The sequence below is a fragment of the Mesorhizobium sp. P2_D6 genome, from assembly GCF_056404315.1.
Genome location: NZ_JBFUEG010000003.1, coordinates 271,634 through 284,372, shown reverse-complemented (window position 1 = coordinate 284,372; position 12,739 = coordinate 271,634). Strand labels below are relative to the sequence as shown.

Here is a 12,739-nt window from a genome sequence, read left to right as displayed (position 1 = left end):
AAATTCCACCTTCCGGAAAAGTACCTGAACGGATGATCCTGTTGCGCGCTCTCGGCCTCATGCTGGTGTTCCTGATGGCAAGTCTGTTGCCGTCGAACGCAGCCGAAGCCGATCTGCGCGCCGTCATCGCCAAATTCGCCACCGGCTCAGGGTTTTCGGCGACCGAAGCCGTGGTGCGCGAGCTTGCCGCGACCGGCGATCCCGCAGTCGAACGACCGCTCGCTGCACTTGCCGAAGGTAATCTTTACATCCGCAAAGTCGATTCAGCCGTCTTCGTCGGCAATGAGGCGGGCGACAGTGTCACGCTGCTCGATCCGCTGAGCGGCGAGAGCGCCGGCGAGGCAGCCAAGGCCGATATCACCAAGATCAAGGTCAACAACACGCTGCGCCGCGTCATCCGCGATGCGCTGGGCACGCTGACGTTGCGTGCGAAAGATCCGGCTGTCCGCATTGCTGCCGCCGACACAATGTTCAAGACGCCCGATGCCGCCAACATCGAGCCGCTCGACGCGGCCATTGCCGCCGAGACCGACGCCAAGGTCAAGGCGCTGTTCGAGCAGGCGCGCGCTGCGTCGGTTCTGGTCTCCGACAAGCCCGAGGCCGACAAGCTTGCAGCCATTGCGCTCATCGGCGCGCGCGGCGACCGCAACGCGCTGTCGCTGCTCACGTCGGTCGAGGCCAACGCGCAAGGCGCGCTCAAGGACGCGGCGAGCGCTGCGATCGCCAGCATCAATTCGAGCCTGGCGCTGTGGGATGCCGGTCAGAACATCTGGTACGGCATATCGCTCGGCTCGGTGCTGCTGCTGGCGGCCATCGGCCTTGCCATCACCTTCGGCGTCATGGGCGTCATCAACATGGCGCATGGCGAGATGGTCATGCTCGGCGCCTACACCACCTTCGTCGTGCAGCAGGTGATCCGAACCTCGTTCCCCGGCCTGTTCGACTGGTCGCTGGTCATTGCGTTGCCGCTCGCCTTCCTGGTTGCCGCCTCTATCGGCCTGATCATCGAGCGCGGCGTCATCCGCTTCCTCTACGGCCGGCCGCTGGAAACGCTGCTCGCGACCTGGGGCGTCTCGCTGGTCCTGCAGCAGGCAGTGCGCTCGATCTTCGGGCCGACCAACCAGGAGGTCGGCAATCCCTCCTGGATGTCGGGCTCCTTCGATGTCGGCCAGCTCGCCATCACCTGGAACAGGCTGTGGATTCTGGTCTTCGCGCTCACCGTCTTCGGTGTGCTGCTCTATGTCATGAAGCGCACGCCTTGGGGCCTGCAGATGCGCGCCGTCACCGCCAACCGGCGCATGGCCGCCTCGATGGGTATTCGGACGCCCTGGGTCGACGCGCTGACCTTTGCGCTGGGCTCCGGCATTGCCGGCATCGCCGGTGTCGCGCTCAGCCAGATCGACAATGTCTCGCCCAATCTCGGCCGCGGCTACATCATCGACAGTTTCATGGTCGTCGTCTTCGGCGGTGTCGGCAATCTGTGGGGCACGCTGGTCGGCGCCTTCTCTCTCGGCATCGTCAACAAGGTTTTGGAGCCCTATGCCGGCGCCGTGCTCGGCAAGATCGTCGTTCTGGTCCTCATCATCCTGTTCATCCAGAAACGCCCGCGCGGCCTGTTTGCGCTCAAGGGCAGGGCGGTGGAAGCATGATCACAGGACGCTTCTTCGCTGCCGGCGCGGACCGCCGCATCGCCATCACCATCTTCATCCTGTTGGCCGCCGCCATCATCGTGCCGCTGCTCAACCTTGCGGTGTCGCCGACCAGCGCCTTCTACATCCCGCCCTATATCGTGGCGCTGACCGGCAAATATCTCTGCTACGCATTGCTTGCCTTGGCGCTCGATCTCGTCTGGGGCTATTGCGGCATCCTCTCGCTCGGTCACGGCGCCTTCTTCGCGCTCGGTGGCTATGCGATGGGCATGTATCTGATGCGCCAGATCGGCTCTCGCGGTGTCTACGGCAATCCGATCCTGCCCGATTTCATGGTGTTCCTGAACTACAAGGAATTGCCGTGGTTCTGGTATGGCTTCGATCATTTCTGGTTCGCCGCCGTCATGGTTCTGGCGGTGCCTGGCCTGCTAGCCTTCGTCTTCGGCTGGTTCGCCTTCCGCAGCCGCGTCACCGGCGTCTACCTCTCCATCATCACCCAGGCGATGACATACGCGCTGCTGCTCGCCTTCTTCCGCAACGATATGGGTTTTGGCGGCAACAACGGCCTGACCGATTTCAAGGACATTCTGGGCTTCAACGTCCAGGCCGATGCCACCCGCTCGGCACTGTTTGCCGCCAGCGCGGTGATGCTGGCGCTCGCCGTCTTCATCACCTGGGCGATCGTCGGCTCCAAATACGGCAAGCTCTTGATGGCCGTGCGCGATGCCGAAAGCCGCACGCGCTTCCTCGGCTGGCGGGCGGAAAATGTAAAACTGTTTGCCTTCACCGTCTCGGCTGTCATGGCGGGCATTGCCGGCGCGCTTTACGTGCCGCAGGTCGGCATCATCAATCCCGGCGAGTTCGAACCATCCAACTCGATCGAAGTGGTGATCTGGGCCGCCGTCGGCGGGCGCGGCACCATCGTTGGCCCGATCGTCGGCGCGCTGCTCGTCAATGCCGGCAAATCCTGGTTCACCGGCGTGCTGCCGGAATTCTGGCTGTTCGCGTTGGGCGGCCTGTTCGTCGCCGTCACCCTGTTCCTGCCCAAGGGCATCATCGGCATGTGGGATTCCTGGCGCGGCAATGCCAAGGCGATGCGGGCAGCCGCGATCGCTGAGGAGGCTGGCACCGATCCTGAGGCCCCGCCGCCTGCGAAGATCGTCCGCGCCGCAGCGACAAGGCCGGGCGACTGGTCTACGTCCGGCCCCGAACCGCAGCCGGCGGAGTAGAGCGATGTCGAAGTCCAACACCATCCTCTATCTCGACGGCGTCTCGGTCTCCTTCGACGGTTTCCGCGCCATCAACAATCTGTCGCTTGTGCTCGACAAGGGCGAGATGCGCGCCATCATCGGCCCCAACGGCGCCGGCAAAACGACGATGATGGACATCGTCACCGGCAAGACGCGTCCCGACGAGGGCGACGTGTTCTTCGACGGCCAGGTCGACCTGACCCGGCACGACGAGGCCGAGATCGCCATGATGGGCATCGGCCGCAAATTCCAGAAGCCGACCGTCTTCGAAAGCCACAGCGTCGAAGACAATCTGATGCTGGCGCTCAAGGGGCCGCGCTCGATCTTCCCGGCGCTGTTCCATCGCCGCTCGGCCGCCGAGGCGCGGCAGATCGACGACATCCTCGGCGTCATCCGGCTCGGCGATAAGCGCCACGATCTGGCGGCCAATCTCAGTCACGGTCAGAAGCAGTGGCTGGAGATCGGCATGCTCTTGGCGCAGGACCCGAAGCTGCTTTTGGTCGATGAGCCGGTCGCCGGCATGACCGATGCCGAGACCGAGGAAACAGCGCGCCTGCTCAAAGACATAGCGCGTGACCATTCGGTCATCGTCGTCGAGCACGACATGCATTTCGTGCGAGAGCTCGGCGTCAAGGTCACCTGCCTGCATGAGGGCTCGGTACTGTCGGAAGGGACGCTTGATTTCGTCTCGGCCGACGAGCGGGTCGTCGAAGTCTATCTGGGGAGATGAGCATGGTGTGGCGGGTGCAATTCCATCGCTTCGATCTGTCTTTCCTCCGCTTCTGGAAAAGGCGCTGACATGCTCGAAGTTTCCAACGTCACGCTCCACTACGGTGCCGCCCAGGCGCTGCGCGGCGTGTCGCTGAAGGCGGGTGCCGGCAAGATCACTTGCGTGCTCGGCCGCAACGGCGTCGGCAAGACCAGTTTGATGAGATCGATCGTCGGCCACCACCGGCTGACGAGCGGAAGTGTTGCCTTCGAGGGGAAGGCGCTCGACCGGAGCGCGGCGTATGATCGCGCCCGGTCGGGCATCGCATTCGTGCCGCAGGGCAGGGAGATCTTTCCCTTGCTGACGGTACGCGAGAACCTGGAGTCCGGTTTTGCGCCGTTGAAGCGCGCCGACCGCAATGTGCCTGCGCATGTCTTCGAGTTGTTTCCCGTTCTGAAGCAGATGCTCGGCCGCCGCGGCGGCGATCTCTCCGGCGGCCAGCAGCAGCAGCTCGCCATCGGCCGGGCGCTGGTGATGCGGCCGAAACTGCTGGTGCTGGACGAGCCAACCGAAGGCATCCAGCCCTCGATCATCAAGGACATCGGCCGCGCCATCCGCTATTTGCGCGACCAGGCCGGCATCGCAGTGCTTCTGGTCGAGCAATATCTCGATTTCTGCCGCGAGCTCGCCGACGAGGTCAACATCATGGACCGGGGCCAGATCGTCCATACCGGCCCGGCCGAAGATCTCGACAGAGCGGACGTCAGGAAGTTTCTGACGGTGTAGCCGGACAGCGATCCAGAACGGTAGACGTCGGCGGGACAGCGCCCCCCCTCTGTCCTGCCGGACATCTCCCCACAAGGAGGGAGATTACCAGCTTCTATACCTCGCCCACCCCTGCAGCGTCTGAGATTGGCGAAAGCCGCGGTTCCGACTGATCTCCCCCCAAGTGGGGGAGATGTCCGGCAGGACAGAGGGGGGCGTGAAGGATCGCCACCGAACAGCTTCATCCTGCGCAAACGGCGGACTCTATCATCGGTGCGAAGTAGCCAGATCGCCTTGGTCTTTCTCAAACAAGGCGACGCGCACCTCTGGCACCCGCAATACTGCATGCTAGTCTTTGTCAGGCCCCGGTGAGTCGGCCGCTTCCGTATCAGTCTGTAGCAGATGGAGGGAATGCGCTGGCTCAGCCTGCAAGTTCCACGCAAGCAAGCCACCCTAGCTTTCCCTCGCAGTTCTGATTGTCGGTCAATGCGTCCAGATAATCTTGCCAGGAGAATAGGCTATGGAACGGTTCGTCGAGGACCACCAGAAACGACGGCTGACAGAGCGCGTCGACATCATCACCGCCATCAACATTCTGCGCTCGCAAGGCTACCAGCAGGATGAGTTGATCGGCGAAATCACCAAGGTTTTCTACGTCGATCTGGATACCTACAACGAAATCGTCCTGGCTGCCTGACCGCTCAGGCCGAGTATGTGTTGAGATTCAGGTCAGGCCGGCTGAATCGGCACAGCCTACCCGGCGCGCCGGAATGCGAGCACCCGGTTGCGGCCGCCGCGCTTGGCCCCGTAGAGCGCCTTGTCGGCGGCGCTGAGCACCTTGTCGAACTTGGTGCCGCCTTCGCTGCCGAAAGCGTAGCCGGCGCTGACCGTGCAGGCCAGCAGGCGGGTCTCGGTATCGATCCGGCGCGAGGCAAAACTGGCCCGGATGCGTTCGGCTATGAATTCCACCTTCTCAGGCAAGATGCGATCGAGGACCAGCGCAAACTCCTCTCCGCCCATGCGCGCGGCGACGTCGCCCGGCTGGAGATTGGCGGTCAAATCCTTGGCGAACAGTTTCAGCACTTCGTCTCCGGTAGCATGGCCGAACTCGTCGTTGATGGCTTTGAAGCCATCGAGATCGAACACGATCACGGCGGTGAAGGCCTCGACCGGCGTCTTGCCATGCAGGTCGAACAGAGCGCGTCGGTTGAGCAGGCCGGTCAGCGGATCGGTCAGTGCTTCGCGACGGTGATGCTGTGCCAGGCGCCCCTGGTTGAGCGCCAGCGACAAAGCGCCGATGCCGGTCATGCAGGCGATGACGACGATGAGGCTGAGATCCTCCGCCCAGTTGCTCGGCGCATGGCCAAGCACCAGCCTGCCATCCCAGACCAGCGCTCCGGAGCACAGCACGAAGGATATTGCGGTGGCCGTGTAGAGCCCGGCAATGCCGATGATCGGGGCCGGAAATTCGGTGCGCCCCTTCCAGTATTCATAGGCTGTCGCAAACAGGAGCAGCGCGGCAAAGGCATTCTCCAGCATGAAGCCTAGACCGTCATAGCCAAGCGCCATTGGCGGCAAGGCGATCGCCAGCGAGACGCCGGCGCCGATGGCGATGCGCGGCAGCGGCGAGGCGCCGGTCGTGAATTGGTGGGCCGCGCCCAGCATGGTCGCGAAGCCGAGCAGCAGAAAGGTAAAGCTGGCGAGGCCGAGCAGGCGTCCCGGCGTGTCGATATAGGCCTGGTAGGCGAAGACGTCGGCGACGATCAGAAGCACGCTGACCGCCCATGTCAGCAGGAATTTTTCCGAGCGCGCGGTCAGCCAGATGCCGAACAAAGTCATGCCGAGGCAAGCGGCGGAAAAACCGACAGCCAGCAGAAGGGAATTGTAGTCGAGCGACATGCCCTCGTCCTTGCCCGCGGCGACCCAGCTCTTGCCACCGGGCCGGACCGGATTCATGCAGCAAGGAGGTATCGATAAGGTTACGATGGCGGGGAAGATACCACGTTTCGCTTGATTTAGAGCAATTCTGGGTTGAAACACTCTTTCGCGTCCAAGCGTCCGGAATCGCGTCAAACCAGAGAGTTAGAGCGGTTAGCCGTTTCCGCGAACTGCTAGGTCTGTACGTCAGCTCACCCGCTTCATCAGAGCCATGGCGCCGAACGGTGCGCGCACCTTGCCCTCGGTGATGAAGTAGGCGAACACGTCGCGCGGCTTCACTGGCGCGTCGACGGACGGATCGGCGCGCCGCAGATCGGCCGGCTGCTTGCCTTCCGCCCAGGTTTTTACCCGCTCCGCCCACTCGTCCAGACCCTTCGGCGCGTAGCAATCGGGATTGTCGTCCGAGCCGGCCTGCAGCCGCAAATAGATGAAATCGCCGGTGATGTCGGCAATGTCAGGGTATTTGGCATGGTCGGCATAGACGATCGCCGCCTTGTATTTGCGAGCGAGCGCGGCGAATTCCGGCACGATGAAACTGTCGTTGCGCACTTCGAGCGCATGGCGAAGCGCCACCCCATCCTGCTTTTCCGGCAGCAGTTTCAGAAAAGCCTCGAAATCGTCTGCATCGAACTTTTTCGTCGGCGCGAACTGCCACAGGATCGGGCCTAGCTTCTCGCCGAGCGCCGCGACGCCGGAGCTGAGGAAGCGCGTCATGGACTCGCCGGCTTCGCCGAGCACGCGGCGGTTGGTGACAAAGCGGTTGCCCTTCAGCGAATAGACGAAACCGTCCGGCGCTTCGCTCGCCCATTTGACGAAGGTCGGTTCCTTGAAGCTGGAATAGTAGGTGCCGTTGACTTCGATGCTCGGCACCTGGCGGCTGGCATAGTGCAGCTGCTTGGCCTTCGACAGTTTGTCCGGATAGAAGGAGGTATCCCAGGGTTCGAAAGTCCAGCCACCCATGCCTGAGCGGATTGTCCCGGATTTGCTCATATCGTCCTCCCAAATTCAGAAAGATCAGGCCGCCGTGCCGCGCCGACAGGTTTAGCCATGTCGACCACCGTCCATCCCGGCCGGTGGGGATTGGCCCGGCGACCCATTTCCTGGAAGCCATAGGCCGTGTAGATCGAAATGTTCCGCTCCATACGCGAATTGGTGTAGAGCCGAACCTCCGGAACGACCCACGACCGCGCCTGTTCCTCGGCGAAGTCGAGCAGCGCGGTGCCGAGTTTCTTGCCTTGGAAAGCGGGAGAGACCGCAACGCTGAAGATCATCGCATGATCGGGATGCCGCTCGATGACGATCAGCCCGGCAAGATCCGCGCCGCTCTCCAAGAGCCAGACCTCACCGCGCTCGATGCGAGGCGTGTAATCCTCGGTGACCGGAATAGGTGGTGCGCCTAACAGCGGCGTGTAGTGCTCATAGGCGGCCTGCGTCAGCGAGACGACTGCGTCGAGATCACCGGCAAGCGCCTGTCGGAATGTCATTCAAAACTCTCCAGGCGCTCGACCGGTCTGCCTACTATTCCGCCGCTTCGCGCTTGCCCCCGGGGCGCCGCTCCAGCAGCTCTTTCAGGAACTGGCCGGTATAGCTGCGCTTTTCGCGCACGATGGCTTCCGGCGTACCCTGTGCCACCAGTTCGCCGCCGCCGTCGCCGCCTTCGGGGCCGAGGTCGAGCACCCAGTCGGCGGTCTTGATCACTTCGAGATTGTGCTCGATGACCACCACCGTGTTGCCCTGGTCGACCAGCTCGTGCAGCACTTCCAGAAGCTTGGCGACGTCGTGGAAATGCAGGCCGGTTGTCGGCTCGTCCAAGATGTAGAGCGTCTTGCCGGTCGCCTTGCGCGACAGTTCCTTGGCGAGCTTGATGCGCTGCGCCTCGCCGCCCGACAACGTCGTCGCCTGCTGGCCGATATGGATGTAGCCGAGACCAACCTGCTTCAGCGTGTCGAGCTTGTCACGGACGCCGGGCACGGCGGCGAAGAAATCGACGCCTTCCTCGACCGTCATGTCCAAAACGTCGGCGATCGACTTGCCTTTGAACACGACATCGAGCGTCTCGCGGTTGTAGCGCTTGCCGTGGCAGACATCGCAGGTGACGTAGACGTCGGGCAGGAAGTGCATCTCGATCTTGATGACGCCGTCGCCCTGGCAGGCCTCGCAGCGGCCGCCCTTGACGTTGAACGAGAAACGACCGGGCTGGTAGCCGCGCGCCTTGGCCTCGGGCAAGCCGGCGAACCAGTCGCGGATCGGCGTGAAGGCCCCGGTATAGGTGGCCGGATTCGAACGTGGTGTGCGCCCGATCGGCGACTGGTCGATGTCGATGACCTTGTCGAGGAATTCCAGCCCCTCGATGCGGTCATGATCGGCCGGATGCTCTCGCGAGCCCATGATGCGCCGCGAGGCCGCCTTGAATAAAGTCTCGATCAGGAAGGTCGACTTGCCGCCGCCCGATACGCCGGTGACGGCGGTGAAAGTGCCGAGCGGGATTTCGGCAGTGACGTTCTTCAGATTGTTGCCGCGCGCGCCGACGATCTTCAGCCGGCGGCCCTTCTTGGGCTCGCGCCTGATACCGGGTGTGGCCACTTCAAGCGCGCCCGACAGATATTTGCCGGTGATCGAATTCGGGTTGGCCATCACCTGCTGCGGCGTGCCCTGGGCGATGATCTCGCCGCCATGGATGCCGGCGGCCGGGCCCATGTCGACGACATAGTCGGCATGCAGGATGGCGTCCTCGTCATGTTCGACGACGATCACCGTGTTGCCGATGTCGCGCAAATGCTTCAGCGTGTCGAGCAGGCGCGCATTGTCGCGCTGGTGCAGGCCGATCGACGGCTCGTCCAGCACGTAGAGCACGCCGGTGAGGCCCGAGCCGATCTGCGACGCCAGACGAATGCGCTGGCTCTCGCCGCCCGACAGCGTGCCGGAATTACGCGACAGTGTCAGATAGTCGAGGCCGACATCGTTGAGGAAGCGCAGCCGGTCGCGGATCTCCTTGAGCACCCTGACGGCGATCTCGTTCTGCTTGTCGTTGAGCTGCGCCGGCAGGTCGGTGAACCATTTGTCGGCGTTGCGGATCGACTGCTCGGTGACCTCGCCGATATGCTTTCCGGCGATTTTCACCGCCAGCGCTTCCGGCTTCAGCCGGTAGCCCTTGCAGACCGGGCAGGGCGTTGCCGACATGAAGCGCTCGATCTCCTCGCGCATCCAGGCGGATTCGGTTTCCTTCCAGCGCCGCTCCAGATTGGGAATGACGCCTTCGAACGTCTTGGTCGTCTTGTAGGAGCGCAGGCCGTCATCATACTGGAAGGTGACCTCGCGCTCGCCGGTGCCGCGCAGGACGGCTTCCTTTGCCTCCTCGGTCAGGTCCTTGAACTTGTCGCCGAGTTTGAAGCCGTATGCCTTGCCCAGCGCCTCCAGCGTCTGTGCGTAATAGGGCGAGGTCGATTTCGCCCACGGGCTGACGGCGCCATCGCGCAGCGAGACGTTTTCGTCCGGCACGATCAGGCTGGCGTCGATGGCACGCTGGCTGCCGAGACCGTCGCAGGTCGGGCAGGCGCCGAACGGGTTGTTGAACGAGAACAGCCTGGGCTCGATCTCCGGAATGGTGAAGCCGGACACCGGGCAGGCGAATTTTTCGGAGAACAGGATGCGCTCATGCGTCTCGTTCTTCGACTTGTTGACCGAGTCTTCGCCGGTCTGGCTGGCGTCGAGCGGCCGGTCGGCGAATTCGGCGACCGCCAGCCCCTCGGCGAGCTTCAGCGCCGTTTCGATGGAATCGGCAAGTCTGGTCGCAAGATCACCGCGCACGACGATGCGGTCGACGACGACGTCGATGTCGTGCTTGTACTTCTTGTCCAGCGCCGGCACGTCGGCAATCTCGTAGAAGACGCCGTCGACCTTGACGCGCTGAAAGCCCTTTTTCTGCAACTCCAGCAGTTCCTTGCGGTACTCGCCCTTGCGGCCGCGCACGATCGGCGCCAGCAGGAACAGGCGCGTGCCTTCCTCGACCGCCAGCACCCGGTCGACCATCTGGCTGACCGTCTGGCTCTCGATCGGCAGGCCGGTGGCCGGCGAATAGGGGATGCCGACGCGCGCGAACAGCAAGCGCATATAGTCGTAGATCTCGGTGACGGTGCCGACCGTCGAGCGCGGGTTCTTCGACGTCGTCTTCTGCTCGATGGAGATGGCAGGTGACAGGCCGTCGATCTGGTCGACGTCCGGCTTCTGCATCATTTCGAGGAACTGGCGCGCATAGGCCGACAGGCTCTCGACATAGCGGCGCTGGCCCTCGGCATAGATTGTGTCGAAGGCAAGCGACGATTTGCCGGAGCCCGACAGGCCGGTCATTACGATCAGGCTGTCACGCGGCAGGTCGAGATCGACATTCTTCAGATTGTGTTCGCGTGCACCGCGAATGGAAAGGTATTTATGGTCGGCCATCGCCGGTCGCCGCCTCAGATCTGGTATCAGTGGGATCGGCGGGGTTTTCCCGGCCATCCCCTATGTAGGTATTTTTGCCGCCACGTCGAGAGACGCCATACTTCTCGACCCAAAGTCGTTTAACCGTCTTTCGCGTGAAGGGGCAAGCGGAAAGAACAAAGGCCGAACACGCTCCTGACAAAGCTGTGCTGAAACCTGACAAAGCTGTTTCAGAAACTGACCCTGACGTAAGCTCCCGGCGATCACATTTTTCGGTAACCGGCTATTCAAGGTTGACGCCGCCGACTCAGGGGCGCAGTCTCTAAAGGTCAACGAAGCCGGCCGTCTTTCGATGGCCTCGCCGCCCATAGGTGGCCTGCGAGACGCCGCAGGTTTTTGCGATTTGTGCTTCGGACGACAACAAGCGCAACGGACATAGGAGCGGAGCATGACGCCACCGGATAGTCCTTTGAGGCTCCACATCTCGTTGGAGCCGCGGCGGGCATAAGTGCCAGGGTAGTTTCAAGCCATAAGAGTGTATGCGTCCAAAAGAACGCATTGCTTCAATGCAAAACCACCCGACAAACCGTGACCTGCCGAATCCCACAAAAATCAGAGACGGATAGTCGGATCGTCGGCTGAATGCCGCGAAGCATCCGAGATAAAAGTCGGTATAACACTACCGGCAAGTTGGATTTGGAATCCAAAAAAAGCCCCGACCGTTTGCGGAAGCAACGGCGGGGCTGCTCTTTTGTGTGGGGATATCGGGGCGAAGCGCCCTGTCGCCCGATCGTACGAAGAGTCATAGCTATCGGTGTTGGCGATGCCCCTCATTGCCCTGCCAGGCATTTCTCCCCGTGAACGGGGAGAAAGAGGCAGCTGCGGCTGCGGTGCTATTTATGCAACGTTGGTGGCTGGCGAAAGCATCGATCGGGAGCGTCCCTCGCCCCGTTTACGGGGAGAGGATGCCGGCAGGCAGGTGAGGGGCGGTGCCAACGCTCGCAGGAAGCACGTATCGCCCGGCTCAGTGATTTGGAGGTCTGATCCCGCCTGTAGCCATATCGATTGAAATGCTGCCGGAAACCCGGACATCCGTATTGCCGATCTTGAATGTGCCGTTCTCGCCGGCAGGCAGTGCGTCGTCGGGTTCGGGCTGCGGCGCCGGCTGGGCGATGCGGTAGTCGCTCGTCACACCGGGCAGGTCGGCCTTTTGCGACGATGTCGCGGTGTCGCCGGCGAAAGCTGTGCTGGAGGTTACGGCTGTGACCGCAACGGCTGTTATCAGTCTGGTCAGGCGGTGGTGCATGGAAACATTATAGTGCTGCGCTCAAGGCGGAACCAGACTGGGCGTCGAAATTGATAGGCCGGCCGGCATTCGATCTGCCGCCCCGTCAGGCCGCCGCCTGCTTGCGGGTATCAAAAACATGGTCGACGAGGCCCCAGTCCTTGGCTTCCTTCGCGGTCATGAAGAAATCGCGGTCGAGCGTGCGTTCGACGTCTTCATAGGTGCGGCCGCAATGCTGCGCATAGAGCTCGGTCATCTGCCGCTTGGTGCGCAAAATGCCTTCGGCATGGCGCTGGATGTCGGAGGCCTGGCCCTGGAACCCACCCAGCGGCTGATGCAACACGATGCTGGCATTGGGCAGCGCAATGCGACGTCCCGGCGTTCCCGCCATCAGCAGGAACGAGGCCATCGAAGCGGCAAAGCCCATGCACACCGTCGACACCGGACAGCTGACATATTGCATCGTGTCGTAGATGGCGAAGCCACTGGTCACCACGCCGCCCGGCGAGTTGATGTAGAGCGAGATCTCCTTGTCGGGATTGTCCGATTCCAGCGACAGAAGCTGGGCGCAGACCAGCGCCGACATGCCGTCATTGATCTCGCCATTGATGAAGATGATGCGCTCGCGCAGCAGCCGCGAGAAAATGTCGAAGGCGCGTTCGCCGCGGCTCGATTGCTCGATCACCATCGGCACCAGATTGGCAAAGCCGCTCATCTCATTGTC

The 12,739-nt window shown here is 62.5% G+C and carries 11 protein-coding genes; 5 read left to right on the top strand and 6 right to left on the bottom strand.

Features of this window, described 5'->3' with window-relative positions:
* Positions 1-32 precede the first annotated feature (32 nt).
* The 5 genes from urtB to AC1D1L_RS07735 all read left to right on the top strand — a co-directional run bounded on the left by urtB (position 33) and on the right by AC1D1L_RS07735 (position 5,070).
* Positions 33-1,649: an urea ABC transporter permease subunit UrtB gene (gene urtB, locus AC1D1L_RS07755; protein ID WP_477340221.1), complete on the top strand. Its 1,617-nt coding sequence runs from the start codon at positions 33-35 to the stop codon at positions 1,647-1,649.
* A complete protein-coding gene (gene urtC / locus AC1D1L_RS07750) occupies positions 1,646-2,878 on the top strand; it encodes an urea ABC transporter permease subunit UrtC (RefSeq protein ID WP_477340219.1) in 1,233 nt (410 codons plus the stop codon). Before urtB ends, urtC begins: the two co-directional genes overlap by 4 nt.
* Positions 2,879-2,882: 4 nt before the next feature.
* A complete protein-coding gene (gene urtD / locus AC1D1L_RS07745; RefSeq protein WP_436259795.1) occupies positions 2,883-3,629 on the top strand; it encodes an urea ABC transporter ATP-binding protein UrtD in 747 nt (248 codons plus the stop codon).
* A 69-nt stretch (positions 3,630-3,698) separates the two neighbouring features.
* A complete protein-coding gene (gene urtE / locus AC1D1L_RS07740; protein ID WP_477238482.1) occupies positions 3,699-4,394 on the top strand; it encodes an urea ABC transporter ATP-binding subunit UrtE in 696 nt (231 codons plus the stop codon).
* 499 nt (positions 4,395-4,893) lie between these two features.
* On the top strand, positions 4,894-5,070 hold the full coding sequence (locus tag AC1D1L_RS07735) for a hypothetical protein (protein ID WP_112561526.1): 177 nt from the start codon (positions 4,894-4,896) through the stop codon (positions 5,068-5,070).
* A 56-nt stretch (positions 5,071-5,126) separates the two neighbouring features.
* On the opposite strand, the gene AC1D1L_RS07730 is transcribed toward AC1D1L_RS07735, so the two are convergent.
* The 6 genes from AC1D1L_RS07730 to AC1D1L_RS07705 all read right to left on the bottom strand — a co-directional run bounded on the left by AC1D1L_RS07730 (position 5,127) and on the right by AC1D1L_RS07705 (position 12,730).
* Positions 5,127-6,272: a GGDEF domain-containing protein gene (locus AC1D1L_RS07730; RefSeq protein ID WP_477340748.1), complete on the bottom strand. Its 1,146-nt coding sequence runs from the start codon at positions 6,270-6,272 to the stop codon at positions 5,127-5,129.
* Positions 6,273-6,497: 225 nt separating this feature from the next.
* A complete protein-coding gene (locus AC1D1L_RS07725) occupies positions 6,498-7,301 on the bottom strand; it encodes a DUF72 domain-containing protein (protein WP_477340216.1) in 804 nt (267 codons plus the stop codon).
* Positions 7,298-7,795: a GNAT family N-acetyltransferase gene (locus AC1D1L_RS07720; protein ID WP_477340214.1), complete on the bottom strand. Its 498-nt coding sequence runs from the start codon at positions 7,793-7,795 to the stop codon at positions 7,298-7,300. The genes AC1D1L_RS07725 and AC1D1L_RS07720 overlap by 4 nt, the downstream gene beginning before the upstream one ends.
* Positions 7,796-7,829: 34 nt before the next feature.
* Positions 7,830-10,751 carry an excinuclease ABC subunit UvrA gene (uvrA, locus tag AC1D1L_RS07715; RefSeq protein WP_352586839.1) on the bottom strand — a complete coding sequence of 974 codons (2,922 nt, stop codon included), beginning with the start codon at positions 10,749-10,751 and terminating at the stop codon, positions 7,830-7,832.
* 1,003 nt (positions 10,752-11,754) lie between these two features.
* Entirely contained in the window at positions 11,755-12,036 is a 282-nt protein-coding gene (locus AC1D1L_RS07710; RefSeq protein ID WP_477340212.1) for a hypothetical protein, read from the bottom strand.
* An 85-nt stretch (positions 12,037-12,121) separates the two neighbouring features.
* On the bottom strand, positions 12,122-12,730 hold the full coding sequence (locus tag AC1D1L_RS07705) for an ATP-dependent Clp protease proteolytic subunit (protein ID WP_352586841.1): 609 nt from the start codon (positions 12,728-12,730) through the stop codon (positions 12,122-12,124).
* Positions 12,731-12,739 lie beyond the last annotated feature (9 nt).

What these genes read in the sequence shown, in the direction of transcription:
- AC1D1L_RS07720 (WP_477340214.1), bottom strand. Translation starts at nt 7,795, where the DNA reads ATGACATTCCGACAGGCGCTTGCCGGTGATCTCGACGCAGTCGTCTCG.
- AC1D1L_RS07705 (WP_352586841.1), bottom strand. Translation starts at nt 12,730, where the DNA reads ATGAGCGGCTTTGCCAATCTGGTGCCGATGGTGATCGAGCAATCGAGC.
- urtC (WP_477340219.1), top strand. Translation starts at nt 1,646, where the DNA reads ATGATCACAGGACGCTTCTTCGCTGCCGGCGCGGACCGCCGCATCGCC.
- AC1D1L_RS07735 (WP_112561526.1), top strand. Translation starts at nt 4,894, where the DNA reads ATGGAACGGTTCGTCGAGGACCACCAGAAACGACGGCTGACAGAGCGC.
- AC1D1L_RS07730 (WP_477340748.1), bottom strand. Translation starts at nt 6,272, where the DNA reads ATGTCGCTCGACTACAATTCCCTTCTGCTGGCTGTCGGTTTTTCCGCC.
- urtB (WP_477340221.1), top strand. Translation starts at nt 33, where the DNA reads ATGATCCTGTTGCGCGCTCTCGGCCTCATGCTGGTGTTCCTGATGGCA.
- urtE (WP_477238482.1), top strand. Translation starts at nt 3,699, where the DNA reads ATGCTCGAAGTTTCCAACGTCACGCTCCACTACGGTGCCGCCCAGGCG.
- urtD (WP_436259795.1), top strand. Translation starts at nt 2,883, where the DNA reads ATGTCGAAGTCCAACACCATCCTCTATCTCGACGGCGTCTCGGTCTCC.
- AC1D1L_RS07710 (WP_477340212.1), bottom strand. Translation starts at nt 12,036, where the DNA reads ATGCACCACCGCCTGACCAGACTGATAACAGCCGTTGCGGTCACAGCC.
- AC1D1L_RS07725 (WP_477340216.1), bottom strand. Translation starts at nt 7,301, where the DNA reads ATGAGCAAATCCGGGACAATCCGCTCAGGCATGGGTGGCTGGACTTTC.
- uvrA (WP_352586839.1), bottom strand. Translation starts at nt 10,751, where the DNA reads ATGGCCGACCATAAATACCTTTCCATTCGCGGTGCACGCGAACACAAT.